This is a genomic window from Pseudomonas sp. ANT_J12 (genome assembly GCF_008370045.1).
GTDB lineage: Bacteria > Pseudomonadota > Gammaproteobacteria > Pseudomonadales > Pseudomonadaceae > Aquipseudomonas.
Genome location: NZ_VOBN01000020.1, coordinates 58,984 through 72,481, shown reverse-complemented (window position 1 = coordinate 72,481; position 13,498 = coordinate 58,984). Strand labels below are relative to the sequence as shown.

Annotated in this window: 12 protein-coding genes; 2 read left to right on the top strand and 10 right to left on the bottom strand. The window is 62.6% G+C overall.

Features of this window, described 5'->3' with window-relative positions; translation table 11 throughout:
• Positions 1 to 2 precede the first annotated feature (2 nt).
• The 10 genes from pqqE to pedF all read right to left on the bottom strand — a co-directional run bounded on the left by pqqE (position 3) and on the right by pedF (position 10,442).
• Entirely contained in the window at positions 3 to 1,133 is a 1,131-nt protein-coding gene (pqqE, locus tag FQ192_RS27850) for a pyrroloquinoline quinone biosynthesis protein PqqE (RefSeq protein WP_149661395.1), read from the bottom strand.
• Positions 1,130 to 1,882 (bottom strand): pyrroloquinoline-quinone synthase PqqC, encoded by a 753-nt coding sequence (gene pqqC / locus FQ192_RS27845; RefSeq protein WP_149661394.1) that lies wholly within the window; start codon positions 1,880 to 1,882, stop codon positions 1,130 to 1,132. Before pqqC ends, pqqE begins: the two co-directional genes overlap by 4 nt.
• A gap of 290 nt (positions 1,883 to 2,172) precedes the next feature.
• Complete coding sequence (gene pqqB / locus FQ192_RS27840) at positions 2,173 to 3,087, bottom strand: pyrroloquinoline quinone biosynthesis protein PqqB (protein WP_149661393.1); 915 nt, start codon at positions 3,085 to 3,087, stop codon at positions 2,173 to 2,175.
• A gap of 55 nt (positions 3,088 to 3,142) precedes the next feature.
• Complete coding sequence (pqqA, locus tag FQ192_RS27835) at positions 3,143 to 3,214, bottom strand: pyrroloquinoline quinone precursor peptide PqqA (protein WP_010455123.1); 72 nt, start codon at positions 3,212 to 3,214, stop codon at positions 3,143 to 3,145.
• A gap of 373 nt (positions 3,215 to 3,587) precedes the next feature.
• Entirely contained in the window at positions 3,588 to 5,108 is a 1,521-nt protein-coding gene (locus FQ192_RS27825) for an aldehyde dehydrogenase family protein (RefSeq protein ID WP_133838914.1), read from the bottom strand.
• Positions 5,109 to 5,350: 242 nt separating this feature from the next.
• Positions 5,351 to 7,129 (bottom strand): PQQ-dependent methanol/ethanol family dehydrogenase, encoded by a 1,779-nt coding sequence (locus FQ192_RS27820; protein ID WP_149661391.1) that lies wholly within the window; start codon positions 7,127 to 7,129, stop codon positions 5,351 to 5,353.
• Positions 7,130 to 7,386: 257 nt separating this feature from the next.
• Positions 7,387 to 8,325, bottom strand: coding sequence for a quinoprotein relay system zinc metallohydrolase 1 (locus FQ192_RS27815; RefSeq protein WP_149661390.1), 939 nt, complete (start codon positions 8,323 to 8,325; stop codon positions 7,387 to 7,389).
• Positions 8,326 to 8,340: 15 nt separating this feature from the next.
• Complete coding sequence (locus tag FQ192_RS27810; RefSeq protein WP_149661389.1) at positions 8,341 to 9,102, bottom strand: quinoprotein dehydrogenase-associated SoxYZ-like carrier; 762 nt, start codon at positions 9,100 to 9,102, stop codon at positions 8,341 to 8,343.
• Positions 9,102 to 9,977 (bottom strand): ABC transporter substrate-binding protein, encoded by an 876-nt coding sequence (locus FQ192_RS27805; RefSeq protein ID WP_149661388.1) that lies wholly within the window; start codon positions 9,975 to 9,977, stop codon positions 9,102 to 9,104. Before FQ192_RS27805 ends, FQ192_RS27810 begins: the two co-directional genes overlap by 1 nt.
• 3 nt (positions 9,978 to 9,980) lie before the next feature.
• Complete coding sequence (pedF, locus tag FQ192_RS27800; RefSeq protein WP_149661387.1) at positions 9,981 to 10,442, bottom strand: cytochrome c-550 PedF; 462 nt, start codon at positions 10,440 to 10,442, stop codon at positions 9,981 to 9,983.
• 254 nt (positions 10,443 to 10,696) lie between these two features.
• On the opposite strand from pedF, the gene exaA reads away from it, so the two are divergent.
• Positions 10,697 to 12,589 carry a quinoprotein ethanol dehydrogenase gene (gene exaA, locus FQ192_RS27795; protein WP_149661386.1) on the top strand — a complete coding sequence of 631 codons (1,893 nt, stop codon included), beginning with the start codon at positions 10,697 to 10,699 and terminating at the stop codon, positions 12,587 to 12,589.
• A gap of 165 nt (positions 12,590 to 12,754) precedes the next feature.
• A complete protein-coding gene (locus tag FQ192_RS27785) occupies positions 12,755 to 13,405 on the top strand; it encodes a pentapeptide repeat-containing protein (protein ID WP_149661384.1) in 651 nt (216 codons plus the stop codon).
• Positions 13,406 to 13,498 lie beyond the last annotated feature (93 nt).

The window sequence follows — 13,498 nt, the reverse complement described above, 5'->3', positions numbered from 1 at the left end:
GTTTATCCGCGATAGATCAGCCGCGAAGCCTTCTCATTGCGCAACGTCAGGTGTTCCATGCCCTGCCCCGGCGCATCGGCTTCCTCGCGGGCTTTGAGGATCACCCCGTGGTGCGGCGACTTGCTGCACACCGGGTCGGCGTTTTCGGCATCGCCGGTGAGCATGAATGCCTGGCAGCGGCAGCCGCCCAGATCTTTGTGTTTTTCATCGCAGGAGCGGCACGGTTCCTTCATCCAGTCATCGCCGCGAAAGCGGTTGAAGCCGAAGGACTCGGTCCAGATGTGTTCGATGCTGTGCTCGCGCACATTCGGAAACTGCACTGGCAATTGCCGGGCACTGTGGCACGGCAGCGCAGTGCCGTCGGGGGTGATGTCGAGAAACAGATTGGCCCAGCCATTCATGCAGGTCTTGGGGCGTTCTTCGTAGTAATCCGGGGTGACGAAGATCAGTTTGCACGGATGCCCCTCGGCCTCAAGTCGCTCGCGGTACTCGTTAGTAATGCGCTCGGCGCGCTGCAATTGCTCGCGGGTGGGCAACAGGCCGACGCGGTTGAGTTCGGCCCAACCGTAGAACTGACACGTGGCCAGTTCGACGAAATCCGCCTCCAGCTCCAGGCACAGGTCGATGATGCGGTCGATGCGGTCGATGTTGTGCCGGTGGGTGACGAAGTTCAGCACCATCGGGTAGCCCTGGGCTTTCACGGCCCGGGCCATGGCGAGCTTCTGGGCGAAGGCCTTGCGCGAGCCGGCGAGCATGTTGTTCACCGTTTCATCGGCGGCCTGGAAACTGATCTGAATGTGATCCAGCCCGGCGACCTTGAAATCGGCAATCTTCTGTTCGGTCAGGCCGATGCCTGAGGTGATCAGGTTGGTGTAGTAACCCATGTCCCGCGCCGCCTTGATCAGCTCCGCCAGGTCCTGGCGCACCAGCGGTTCACCACCGGAAAAGCCCAACTGCGCGGCGCCCAGTTCCCGGGCTTGTTGAAACACCCGAATCCATTCCTCGGTACTCAGTTCCTCACCTTGCTGGGCGAAATCCAGTGGGTTGGAGCAATAGGGACACTGCAACGGGCAGCGATACGTCAGCTCCGCCAACAACCACAACGGCGGCCCCGGTGGCGCGATCAGGCTCACAGGGCGATCCCCCGGTGCCAGACATTTTCGGCGGTCACCGTGTGATACGGCGGGCGCTCCAGCTCGTAGGCCATGCTCATCGCATCGAGCATGCTCCACAGCACGTCGAGCTTGAACTGGAGGATTTCCAGCATCCGTTGCTGGCCTTCGACCGTGACGTAATGGTCCAGAGTGATGCGCAAACCGTGCTCGACATCGCGCCGCGCCTGGCTCAAACGGGTGCGGAAATAGTCGTAGCCGCCAGCGTCGATCCAGGGGTAATGGGTCGGCCAGGCGTCGAGGCGCGATTGGTGGATGTGGGGGGCGAACAGTTCGGTCAGGGAGCTGCTGGCCGCTTCCTGCCAACAGGCGCGACGGGCGAAATTGACGTAGGCGTCCACGGCGAAACGCACACCGGGCAGAACCAATTCTTGAGAGAGGATGTGCTCGCGGTCCAGACCCACGGCTTCACCGAGGCGCAACCAGGCCTCGATCCCGCCTTCGCTGCCGGGCGCGCCGTCGTGGTCGAGGATGCGTTGCAGCCATTCCCGGCGCACATCGCGGTCGGGGCAGTTGGCGAGGATCGCGGCGTCTTTGAGCGGGATGTTGACCTGGTAATAGAAGCGATTGGCGACCCAGCCCTGGATCTGCTCGCGCGTGGCGCGGCCGGCGTACATGGCTTGGTGGAACGGGTGATGAATGTGGTAGTAGGCGCCTTTTGCACGCAGGGCGGCTTCAAATTCGCTGGGGGACATGGGGGTGTCGGGCATTGCGGCTCTCCGGGTTTTTGCGGCGTCAGGGCGGGCCTCTTCGCGGGCAAGCCTTGCTCCTACAGGTTTTGTGTAAGCCTTGGAATCCGCGAACGACGACGTCACGTCGATTTTGGCCATGAAATCCGCGTACAACGACGTCACACCCGTTGACCATGAAATCCGCGTACAACGACGTCACACCGGTTGGTCATGAAATCCGCGTACAACGACGTCACGTCGGTTGACCATGAAATCCGCGACCGACGATGTTATGTAGGAGCGAGGCTTGCCCGCGAAGGGGCCGTCCGCTACAGCACAAGACTCATGCCGTCATACGCCACCTCAACCCCACGCCGCTCCAGCAATGCCCGTTCAGCCGAGTCTTCATCGAGGATCGGGTTGGTGTTGTTAATGTGGATCAGCACCTTGCGCTGGCGGTCAAAGCACTCCAGCACCTCAAGCATCCCGCCGGGACCACTTTGCGGCAGGTGCCCCATTTCACTGCCCAGGCTCTGGCCGACTTCGCACACGCGCATTTCGTCGTCGCGCCACAAGGTGCCGTCCAGCAGCAGGCAATCGGCGAGTTGCATCCAGCCCAGGACTTCTTCGTCGACTTGCCCCAGGCCCGGCGCGTAGAACACCGAGGCGCCGCTGCGCAGGTCTTCGATCAACAGACCGATGGTGTCGCCCGGTTGCGGGTTGCCGCGATTGGGCGAGTACGGCGGTGCATTGCTGACCAAAGGAATCGCGCGGAACTGCAGATGTGCGCACGCCGCGACGCTGAACGGCTCGCGCTTCAAATCAATCGGCTGCCACTGCAACCCACCGTTCCAATGCTTGAGCATGTTGAACAGCGGAAAACCGCTGCTCAAATCCTCATGCACCCGCTCGGTGCACCACACGGCATGGGGGCAGCCTTCGCGCAGGCTCAGCAGGCCGGTGCAATGGTCAATCTGGCTGTCCAGCAGGATCACCCCGGCAATCGCCGTATCGCGACGGCGGCGCGCCGGTTGCAACGCGGGGAAACTTTCCAGTTGCGCCCGAATATCCGGGGAAGCATTGCACAGCACCCACGACACGCCGTCGTCACTCACCGCAATCGAGGACTGCGTGCGCCGTTGGGCGCGCAGGCTGCCATCGCGCACGCCGGTGCACTGGTGACAGTTGCAGTTCCACTGCGGGAAACCACCGCCAGCGGCGGAGCCGAGAACACGGATGTGCATGAGCAATGCTCCAGAAGGCAGGCCCGGCCAACGCAACGGCTGGCCGGGTGATCAATCAACGGTTGGCGAAATACATCGTCACTTCGAAGCCAATGCGCAGATCGGTAAACGCGGGTTTATTCCACATGGGTCAATCCTCTTCTTGTGCCGGGCAATTCCGGTAAAGCCATTAATGCACGGCGCGCCAAGGGCCCGAATGCTACTTTCGAAGGAGGTGGCGGCGTGCGTTGGTAGGGGGTGATCGCGGATCATTGGAAACACGCATAACCCAAGTGGGAACGGGCTTTTGTGGCGAGGGGGCTTGCCCCCGTCGGGTCGCGAAGCGGCCCCCCTTCGTATCAAAAAAAGAAGGGGAATGCTGCGCAGTCCAACGGGGGCAAGCCCCCTCGCCACAAAAGCACGCTCCCACAGAGAGAAGGGGACTGCTGCGCAGTCCAACGGGGGCAAGCCCCCTCGCCACTAAAGCGCGCTCCCACAGAGGGTTGTGGTGTGCTTGGGGGTTAGAAGAACCCCATCGGGTTGATGTCGTAGCTCACGAGCAGGTTTTTGGTCTGCTGGTAATGGTCGAGCATCATCTTGTGGTTTTCACGGCCGACCCCGGACTTCTTGTAGCCACCGAACGCGGCGTGGGCCGGGTACAGGTGGTAGCAGTTGGTCCAGACGCGTCCGGCCTTGATCGCCCGGCCCATGCGGTAGGCGCGATTGATGTCGCGGGTCCACAGGCCGGCACCGAGGCCGAACTCACTGTCGTTGGCAATCGCCAGGGCTTCGGCTTCGTCCTTGAACGTGGTGATGCCCACCACCGGGCCGAAGATTTCTTCCTGGAACACCCGCATTTTGTTGTGGCCCTTGAGCAGGGTCGGCTGGATGTAATACCCCGTCGACAGGTCGCCCTCCAGCCGCTCGGCCGCGCCACCGATCAGCAGCTCCGCGCCCTCTTCCTGGGCAATTTTCAGGTACGAGAGGATCTTGTCGTATTGCTGCTCCGACGCCTGGGCGCCGACCATGGTTTCGGTGTCCAGCGGGTTGCCGCGCTTGATCTTCACGATCTTCTGCATCACCACTTTCATGAAGTCGTCGTAGATCGATTCCTGCACCAGCGCCCGGGACGGACAGGTGCAGACTTCGCCCTGGTTGAAGAACGCCAACACCAGCCCTTCGGCGGCTTTCTCGATGAACTGCGGCTCGGCGTTCATGATGTCTTCGAAGAAGATGTTCGGCGACTTGCCGCCCAGCTCCACGGTGCTCGGAATGATGTTCTCGGCGGCGCAGTGCATGATGTGCGCGCCCACCGGGGTGGAACCGGTGAAGGCAATCTTCGCGATGCGTTTGCTGGTGGCCAGCGCCTCACCGGCCTCGCGACCGAAACCCTGGACGATGTTCAGCACACCGGCCGGCAGCAAATCGGCAATCAGTTCGGCGAAGACCATGATCGACAGCGGCGTCTGCTCGGCGGGTTTGAGCACCACGCAGTTGCCGGCGGCCAGGGCCGGGGCGAGTTTCCAGGCGGCCATCAGCAGCGGGAAGTTCCACGGGATGATCTGCCCGACCACGCCCAACGGCTCGTGGAAGTGATAGGCGGTGGTCAGCTCGTTGATTTCGGCAGCGCCGCCTTCCTGGGCACGGATGCACCCGGCGAAGTAGCGGAAATGGTCGGCGGCCAGGGGCACGTCGGCGTTCAGGGTTTCGCGCACGGCTTTGCCGTTGTCCCAGGTTTCGGCGACGGCGAGGATTTCCAGGTTTTGTTCGATGCGGTCGGCGATCTTCAGCAACACCAGGGAACGGTCCTGGGCCGAGGTCTTGCCCCAGGCATCGGCCGCCGCGTGGGCAGCGTCGAGGGCTTTGTCGATGTCGGCGGCGCTGGAACGCGGGAACTCGGCGATCACTTCACCGTTGACCGGCGAGGTGTTGGTGAAGTACTCGCCATGGACTGGCGGCACGAATTCGCCGCCGATGAAATTGCCGTAGCGCGGTTTGAAGGAAACGACGGCGCCGGGGGTGCCAGGTTGTGCGTAGATCATGGTGGCCTCTGTCTGGGTCGGAGCCTGTCGGGCAAACAGGCGATGCATCGATAGTAGAGAGCCCCGCACGCTGGACGAATGCGCCGTTGGAGGGGGGACTCTCGTTATTTGGTAGTAGGTGATCGTTCCCACGCTCCGCGCGGGAATGCAGCCCGGGACGCTCCGCGTCCCATCAAGAGCCGAACGCGGAGCGTCCGTTGAGGCATTCCCACGCAGAGCGTGGGAACGATCAGTGGCAGCGATCAGTGCTTGGCGACTACCAGGTCTTTAGGCAGCTTAAAGGTCCAGAGCATCCCGCCCTGGTTGAAGTCCTTGATGCGCTTGGCCACTTCGCCGCCCCACAGCGGAACCGCGCCGCCCCAACCGGAGAGCACGGAGACGTACTGTTCGCCGTCCATTTCCCAGGTCACAGGCGAGCCGAGCACACCGGAGCCGGTCTGGAATTCCCAGACTTTCTCGCCGGTCTTGGCGTTGAACGCCTGGAGGAACCCTTCCGGCGTGCCGGTGAACACCAGGTTGCCCTTGGTGGTCAGCACCCCGCCCCACAGCGGCGCGTAGTTCTTGTGGCGCCAGACTTCCTTGCCAGTCACCGGATCGATGGCGCGCAGCACGCCGATGTAGTCTTCGTTCAACGGCTTGATGGTGAAACCGGCCCCCAGGAACGCCGCGCCTTTCTTGTAGGCGATGCCTTCGTTCCAGATGTCCATGCCCCACTCGTTGGACGGCACGTAGAACAGCTTGGTGTCCTTGTTGTAGGCCATCGGCATCCAGTTTTTCGCACCGAGGAACGCCGGCGCTACAAACACCGAACTGCCCTTGGCTTCAGTGCCCGGCGCCCCCGGACGGCTGGCTTCGTTGTAGATCGGCCGGCCATCCTTATCCAGGCCGGTGGCCCAGGTGATCTTGTCCACGAACGGGAAGCCACGGATGAACTTGCCGTTGGTGCGGTCCAGCACGTAGAAGAAGCCGTTGCGGTCGGCGGTGGCGGCGGCTTTGATTTCCTTGCCGCCCTCGGTGTAGTTGAACGAGATCAGCTCGTTGACGCCGTCATAGTCCCAACCGTCGTGGGGCGTGCTCTGGAAGTGCCATTTGATGGTGCCGTCGTCCGGGTTCAGCGCCAGGCGCGACGACGAGTAGAGGTTGTCGCCAGGGCGCAGGTGCGAGTTCCACGGTGCCGGGTTGCCGGTGCCGAACAGCAGCAGATTGGTTTCCGGGTCGTAGTAGCCGCCGAGCCAAGGTGCAGCGCCGCCGGTTTTCCATAAATCGCCGGGCCAGGTCTTGCCGGCTTCGCCGCCGGAGATGCCGTTCTCAATCGCTTTGCCGTCCTTGTAGATGTAGCCCATGTGGCCTTCGACCGTCGGCCGGACCCACAGCAACTCACCGTTTTTCGGGTCGTAGGCGGAGATCTTGCCCACCACGCCGAACTCGCCACCGGCCACGCCGGTGATCAGTTTGCCGTTGATCACCAGCGGCGCGGCGCTGATGGAATAGCCTTCCTTGTGGTCGGCCACTTGCTTGCTCCACACCACTTTGCCAGTGTCCTTGTTCAGGGCCACGAGCTTGGCGTCGAGGGTGCCGAAGAACACCAGGTCGCCGTACAGCGCCACGCCCCGGTTGATCACGTCACAGCATGGGCGGATGTCATCCGGCAGGCGCGCGTCGTATTGCCAGAGCTTCTTGCCGGTGCGCGCATCCACCGCAAACACCCGCGAGTAGGAACCGGTCATGTACATCACGCCGTCCTTGATCATCGGTTGCGCTTGCTGACCGCGCTGCTTTTCACCGCCGAAGGAAAAGGCCCAGACCGGCCGTAGATCCTTGACGTTGTCGACATTGAGGGTGTCCAGCGGGCTGTAGCGCTGACCCTGGACGCCCAGACCGTTGGTGACGATCTGCTCCGGGTTCTTGGGGTCCTGGAGAATGTCCTGGTCGGAGACGGCGGCCAATGCCGAGCCGGACAACAGCATGGCACTGAGCAGCACGCTCAAGACGAAGGGTTGGCGACGTGCGGGTTGGGTCATGACGGCTACCTCTGCGGTTTTTTGTTATGCCCGGGAAATTTTCCCGGTCTGGTGCAGATTCTTGGCCGCCGCCGCCCTGGCAACAATTGCCCGCAGTGTTGAGATTGCTAGTTCCTTAGTAGCGGGTCCCTGGAGAGGATCGTGCGAGGATCGTTCCCACGCTCTGCGTGGGAATGCAGCCCGGGACGCTCCGCCTCCCATCCAGAGCCGAACGCAGAGCGTCCGTTGAGGCATTCCCACGCAGAGCGTGGGAACGATCATTGGCTGCCGGTGGAATCGACGCGGGTCATCTGTGATCGCTCATAGCCCGGGTACAAATGGCTGACACTGCGGATCAGTTCATAACGACTCAGGCTGATCCCCGCAAACCGCTCGGGAATGGGGCTGCGGATCATCTCGGACATATCGCTGCCATTGGCGGCACCGTCGCGCAGGAGTTGGTCGAGCCAGGTCAGGTAGTCGCGCATTTGCTCGAAGGGTTTTGCATCCGTGGCCACCGGCCCGTGACCCGGAACCACCAACGTCCAGGGCAATCCCTGGAGGGTGGCGATGTCCGCCAGCCACACCGCCAGCCCCGGGCTGTTGGGGGTGGTCAGGGCCCGTTGATAAAACACCAGGTCGCCGGCAAACAGCACGCCGGTTTGCTGGTCGAGAATAGCCAGATCCGCGCCGGTATGCCCACCCAGGCCTAGCAGACGCAAATCGTGGTTCCCAAAACTTTTTAACCCCGCCGTCAACGTCTCGCTGGGCAGCACCACTTCGGTACCGCGCATCCAGTCGCCCACCAGGCGATACATGTTCTCGGCCATGGCATCGCCCTGATTTTTCAGCAGCTCAGCGGTGCCGGCCAATGCGCCGATCGGCACGTCAGTGAACGCTTGATTGCCCAGCGCATGGTCGGGGTGATGATGGGTCAGCAGCACCTCGATCACCGGTTTGTCGGTGACCGTGGCGATGACCTTGCGCATCGCTTCGCCGTAGCGTTTCGACGGCCCGGTGTCGATCACCACCACCCCGCGCTCGGTGACGATAAACCCGGTGTTGACGATGTTGCCGCCGTTGGCTTTGGCGAAATTGTCGGTGCTGCCTTCCAGCAGCCAGGTGTCTGGCGCAATCAGCCGCGGCTTGAGGGCGTATTCAAGCTCCGCCAGCGCGGGCAGGCTCATACCGATCAACAACAGCAGGATCCAGCGCATCACGCGCTCCTTGGGTCAGGGGATGGCCGCATCGAATTGATTGCCGCTGTTGTCCCGCAGCAACAGGCGCGTCTGCCCTGCCCCTTCGATGTCGAAGGCCAGGTTGGGGTTTTCGCTGACGGCGGGAAACAACTCCAGCGTGGCCAGCACCTGATCGTTTTGATCGCGCAGTTCGGCATGATTGATAAAGAATTCCGGGATGCCGCTGACCATGCCGTTGTCCATCGGGTGCGCCACCTGCAAGCGCAGGCGACTGAATTCGCCACGGGGATAACGCCCGCCGAGCACTTCGCCGATGTGCTCTTCCCAACCCGGTTGCGTGCGTACCACGCTCGGCGCTGTGCAACCGCCGCCCGCCGCATCGATCAGGGTCGAGCCGACGTGCCACACGCCGTCACGGGTCAGCACCGCCGCGCGCAACGGCGTGGCCTGCTCGATGCGGATGCGGATCGACAGCCACGGCAGCACCCGGTCCTGCGGCTGGAAGTCGACGATCTTCGGCAGCGGATTGAGTTCGGCCCAGGCGAGGATTTTCACCACGTCTCCCTTGAACGCCCGGGCATCGATTTCCAGCGGCACCTGGCGCGCATCTTCAGCGAAGGGCGGCGCCAGCAGCTTGACCCGCTCATCGAATACGAACGGGGCATCGCCGAGCATTTGCTTGTGATAGAACGCCCACATCACCGACGGCACCGGGTCCTTGCCCGGATCGATCTCCACCGCGTGGGCGGCCAACGGCAGCCAACAGGCCAGCAGGTACAGCGCGCGCCAGTTCACTATTGGTACATCTCGGGCACTTCGTATTGCAGGCCGTAACGGGCGTAAATCGCTTGCACCGAGCCCTCGCGAATCATGGCTTCCAGCGCCTCTTCCAGGGCATAGGACAATTGCCGGTTGCTTTCATGCACCGCCATGCCGATCTCCCAGCGTTGCTTGCCCATGTTCGGGTAGGCGTTTTGCGCCAGCGCCACTTGCGGATCGTGAGCCTCATGCACCTGCCAATCGACCTCGCCGCGCATGGCCATGACCGCGTCGACTTCACCGGCCTTCATCGCGGCAAAGGCCTGGGGTACGCCGGGGTAGTGGTGGGTTTTGGCGGCGAGCATGCCGTTGAACACCGAGGTCAGGTAGAACGAGGGCACGCTGTCAACTTCGACGCCAATTGGGTGTTGCTCGAACACCGCGACGCTGCCCACCGAATGCAGACGCCGGCGATCATAGGCGACCTGCCATTGCTCGTTCTGGTACGGGCCGAACATCACCACATGGTCGTTTTCCAGCTCGCCGAGCTCGTTGCGTTTTTGTGAATAGTCGCGGTCGTAAGGCACGCGCATCATCAGGTCCGCCAGTTGCTGATCGTGCAACTGGCTGGCGCGCCAGATGTAGTCGCGCAGGTCGTCGTCGAGCTTCTCGCCGGCCGGGGCCCAGATCAGCTTGAGCTTGACCCCCAGCGCGGTGGCCAGGGCCTGGGCGAGGTCGACATCCACGCCCCGGGGCTGGCCGGCGTCTTCGAAACTGTAAGGCGCGAAGTCCTTGTACACCGCGACCTTCAACTCCCCGGCGGCGATCATTTGGTCATAGGTCCGAACCTGCGCCTGCGCCACCTGGCAGCACAGCAACACAGCACTGATCAACACCGCGAGCAGGCGCATGGATTACTCCTCGACGTGCACGCTGTCCAGGTAGGTGCGCACCGCCCACAGGGCTTCCTGACTCAGGTAATCGGCCATTTTCGGCATGTACACCCGACCGTCGCGCACTGCGCCGTGACGCACCCGTTCGACGAACCATTCATCCCCGGCGTCGCCGACATCGAGCAGGCGCAGGTCCGGGGCAATGCCGCCGGACTTGGCTTCCAGCCCATGGCACGCCGCGCAGTTCTGGTTGTAGGCCGAAGAGCCGATCTCTACCGCTTTATCGTGCTGCGGGGAGTTGCGGTACGGGTTGACCGCCGCCCAACCGTCCCCATCCACTTGCACGCCAGCGTCCTTGATCGGGGTCAGGCCCGGGGTTTCCACCGCTTGCGGCACCACGTTGCCGTGGGCCCAGACCGGGCCTGCGCTGATGAAACCGGCCAGCAGTCCGGCAACAAGCAAGGCGTTGCGTTTTGTTGTCATTGTTATGCCCTCAGGGTTGCACGCAAAACCTCTTTGCAGAGGCTATGGCACCCATCTTAGGAAGCACTTCCCGCCAGCCCCATGCTGCTTTGGTGGCCGCCGCCCAGTACCTTGGTAGTAGGGCTTGTGGCGCACACCCAAATCAGGTGCCGTTCGGGAACTCTTCCCGGCCACAGCGGGACTTTTTCCGTATCCGCCAAGGGGCGGCGAGCACCACCCTGTGCAGGTCAAAACCTCCACTGGGAACTGCAACCATGACAATAAGATCGCTACCCGCCCTTTCCCCTTTGACCCTCGCCGTGCGCGCCTTTGTGCTGGTGAGCAGCCTGTCCCTGAGCACCGTCGGCCACGCCGCGACCGCGCCCGCCACACCGACGCACAACGTCACCTGGGAAGACATTGCCAACGATCACCTGACCACCAAGGACGTGCTGCAATACGGCATGGGCACCAACGCCCAGCGCTGGAGCCCGTTGGCCCAGGTCAACGACAAGAACGTGTTCAAGCTGACCCCGGCCTGGTCCTACTCGTTCGGCGATGAGAAGCAGCGCGGCCAGGAATCCCAGGCCATCGTCAGCGACGGTGTGGTCTACGTCACCGGTTCCTACTCGCGGGTATTCGCCCTCGACGCCAAGACCGGCAAGCGCCTGTGGACCTACAACCATCGCCTGCCGGACAACATTCGTCCGTGCTGCGATGTGGTCAATCGCGGGGCAGCCATTTATGGCGACAAGATCTATTTCGGCACCCTCGATGCGCGGCTGATCGCCCTCGACAAGAACACCGGCAAAGTGGTGTGGAACAAGAAATTCGGCGACCACGCCGCCGGCTACAACATGACCGGCGCGCCAGTGCTGATCAAAGACAAAGTCACCGGCAAGGTGCTGCTGATCCATGGCAGCTCCGGCGATGAATTCGGCGTGGTCGGCCAGTTGTTTGCCCGCGACCCCGACACCGGCGAAGAAGTCTGGATGCGGCCCTTTGTCGAAGGTCACATGGGCCGCTTGAACGGCAAGGACAGCACCCCCACCGGCGACGTCAAGGCGCCGTCCTGGCCGGATGATCCGACCACCGAAACCGGCAAGGTCGAGGCCTGGAGCCACGGCGGCGGCGCGCCTTGGCAGAGCGCGAGTTTCGATCCCGAAACCAACACCCTCATCGTCGGCGCCGGCAACCCCGGCCCGTGGAACACCTGGGCCCGCACCTCCAAGGACGGCAACCCTCACGACTTCGACAGCCTCTACACCTCGGGCCAGGTCGGCGTCGACCCGAGCACCGGCGAGGTGAAATGGTTCTACCAGCACACCCCGAACGATGCCTGGGATTTCTCCGGCAACAACGAGCTGGTGCTGTTCGACTACAAGGACAAGGACGGCAAAGTGATCAAGGCCACCGGCCACGCCGACCGCAACGGTTTCTTCTATGTGGTGGACCGCAACAACGGCAAATTGCAGAACGCGTTCCCCTTCGTCGACAACATCAGTTGGGCCAGCCACATCGATCTGAAAACCGGCAAACCTGTCGAAAATCCGGGCCAGCGTCCAGCCAAACCGTTGCCGGGGGAAACCAAGGGCAAATCCGTGGAAGTCTCGCCGCCGTTCCTCGGTGGCAAGAACTGGAACCCCATGGCCTACAGCCAGGACACCGGTTTGTTCTACATCCCGGGCAACCAGTGGAAAGAGGAATACTGGACCGAAGAGGTCAACTACAAGAAAGGCTCGGCCTACCTGGGCATGGGTTTCCGCATCAAACGCATGTATGACGATCACGTCGGCACCCTGCGCGCCATGAACCCCACCACCGGCAAAGTGGTCTGGGAGCACAAGGAAGCCCTGCCGCTCTGGGCCGGGGTGTTGGCGACCAAGGGCAACCTGGTGTTCACCGGCACGGGCGATGGTTTCTTCAAGGCATTTGACGCGAAAACCGGCGAGGAGCTGTGGAAGTTCCAGACCGGCAGCGGCATCGTCTCGCCGCCGATCACCTGGGAACAGGACGGCGAGCAATACGTCGGCGTGACCGTCGGCTACGGCGGCGCGGTGCCGTTGTGGGGCGGCGACATGGCGGAGCTGACCAAACCGGTGGCTCAGGGCGGGTCGTTCTGGGTGTTCAAGATTCCGAGTTGGGATAGCAAGACGGCGCAAAAGTAACGCCTTGCACACCTGTGGCGAGGGAGCTTGCTCCCGCTGGGCTGAGAGGCGGCCCCCTCACTTTTCAGCCGCACCGAGTTGTCTGGGTTTGCGACTGCTGCGCAGCCGAGCGGGAGCAAGCTCCCTCGCCACAATTGTTTGTGATGACATCATGAGAGCCCTGCCATGAAATACCTACCTCTACTGCTATTGCTAACCGCTCTTCCGGTTTTCGCCACCGACGACGGCGACGACGCCCCGCTGATCATCAACGGCTGCACCCTCGCCGAACACAGCCAATGCCCCGGCGCCAACCTCAAGGGGGCCAACCTGAGCAATCAGGATTTGCGCAGCATGAACCTCAACGGCGCCGACCTGCGCAATGCCGACTTACGCCACGCCCGACTCGACCTCGCCAACCTGGAAAAAGCCCAACTGCAAGGCGCCAACCTGACCCGCGCCAGCCTGCAACAAAGCAACCTGCGCCTGGCCGATTTCAGCGGCGCGACGCTGATGGCGATTCAGGGATGGGGCCTGTTCGCCCAGGGCGCGCAATTCGAAAACGCCAACCTCAGCGCCGCCTACCTGCAATTCGCCCGCCTCTCCGGGGCCAGGCTGCATAACGCCAACCTGCGTGCTGCGGATTTGGAAATGACCTGGCTGAGCAAGGCCGACCTCAAAGGCGCGGACCTGCGCGATGCCAATCTGCAAGAAGCCAAGTTCGGTGAAAGCAACCTGGAGCAAGCGAACCTCAGCGGTGCGCGGCAGCACTATGCGAATTTTCAGGATGCGAATATGGCGGGGTGCATCGGGTGCCCGACCACATGGGATAAATGAGTCGTGAACCGATCGTTCCCACGCTCTGCGTGGGAATGCAGCCCGGGACGCTCCGCGTCCCATCCAACGCCGAACGCGGAGCGTCCGTGGAGG

What these genes read in the sequence shown, in the direction of transcription:
- pqqC (WP_149661394.1), bottom strand. Translation starts at nt 1,882, where the DNA reads ATGCCCGACACCCCCATGTCCCCCAGCGAATTTGAAGCCGCCCTGCGT.
- pqqB (WP_149661393.1), bottom strand. Translation starts at nt 3,087, where the DNA reads ATGCACATCCGTGTTCTCGGCTCCGCCGCTGGCGGTGGTTTCCCGCAG.
- FQ192_RS27825 (WP_133838914.1), bottom strand. Translation starts at nt 5,108, where the DNA reads ATGATCTACGCACAACCTGGCACCCCCGGCGCCGTCGTTTCCTTCAAA.
- FQ192_RS27820 (WP_149661391.1), bottom strand. Translation starts at nt 7,129, where the DNA reads ATGACCCAACCCGCACGTCGCCAACCCTTCGTCTTGAGCGTGCTGCTC.
- FQ192_RS27815 (WP_149661390.1), bottom strand. Translation starts at nt 8,325, where the DNA reads ATGCGCTGGATCCTGCTGTTGTTGATCGGTATGAGCCTGCCCGCGCTG.
- FQ192_RS27805 (WP_149661388.1), bottom strand. Translation starts at nt 9,977, where the DNA reads ATGCGCCTGCTCGCGGTGTTGATCAGTGCTGTGTTGCTGTGCTGCCAG.
- pedF (WP_149661387.1), bottom strand. Translation starts at nt 10,442, where the DNA reads ATGACAACAAAACGCAACGCCTTGCTTGTTGCCGGACTGCTGGCCGGT.
- exaA (WP_149661386.1), top strand. Translation starts at nt 10,697, where the DNA reads ATGACAATAAGATCGCTACCCGCCCTTTCCCCTTTGACCCTCGCCGTG.
- FQ192_RS27785 (WP_149661384.1), top strand. Translation starts at nt 12,755, where the DNA reads ATGAAATACCTACCTCTACTGCTATTGCTAACCGCTCTTCCGGTTTTC.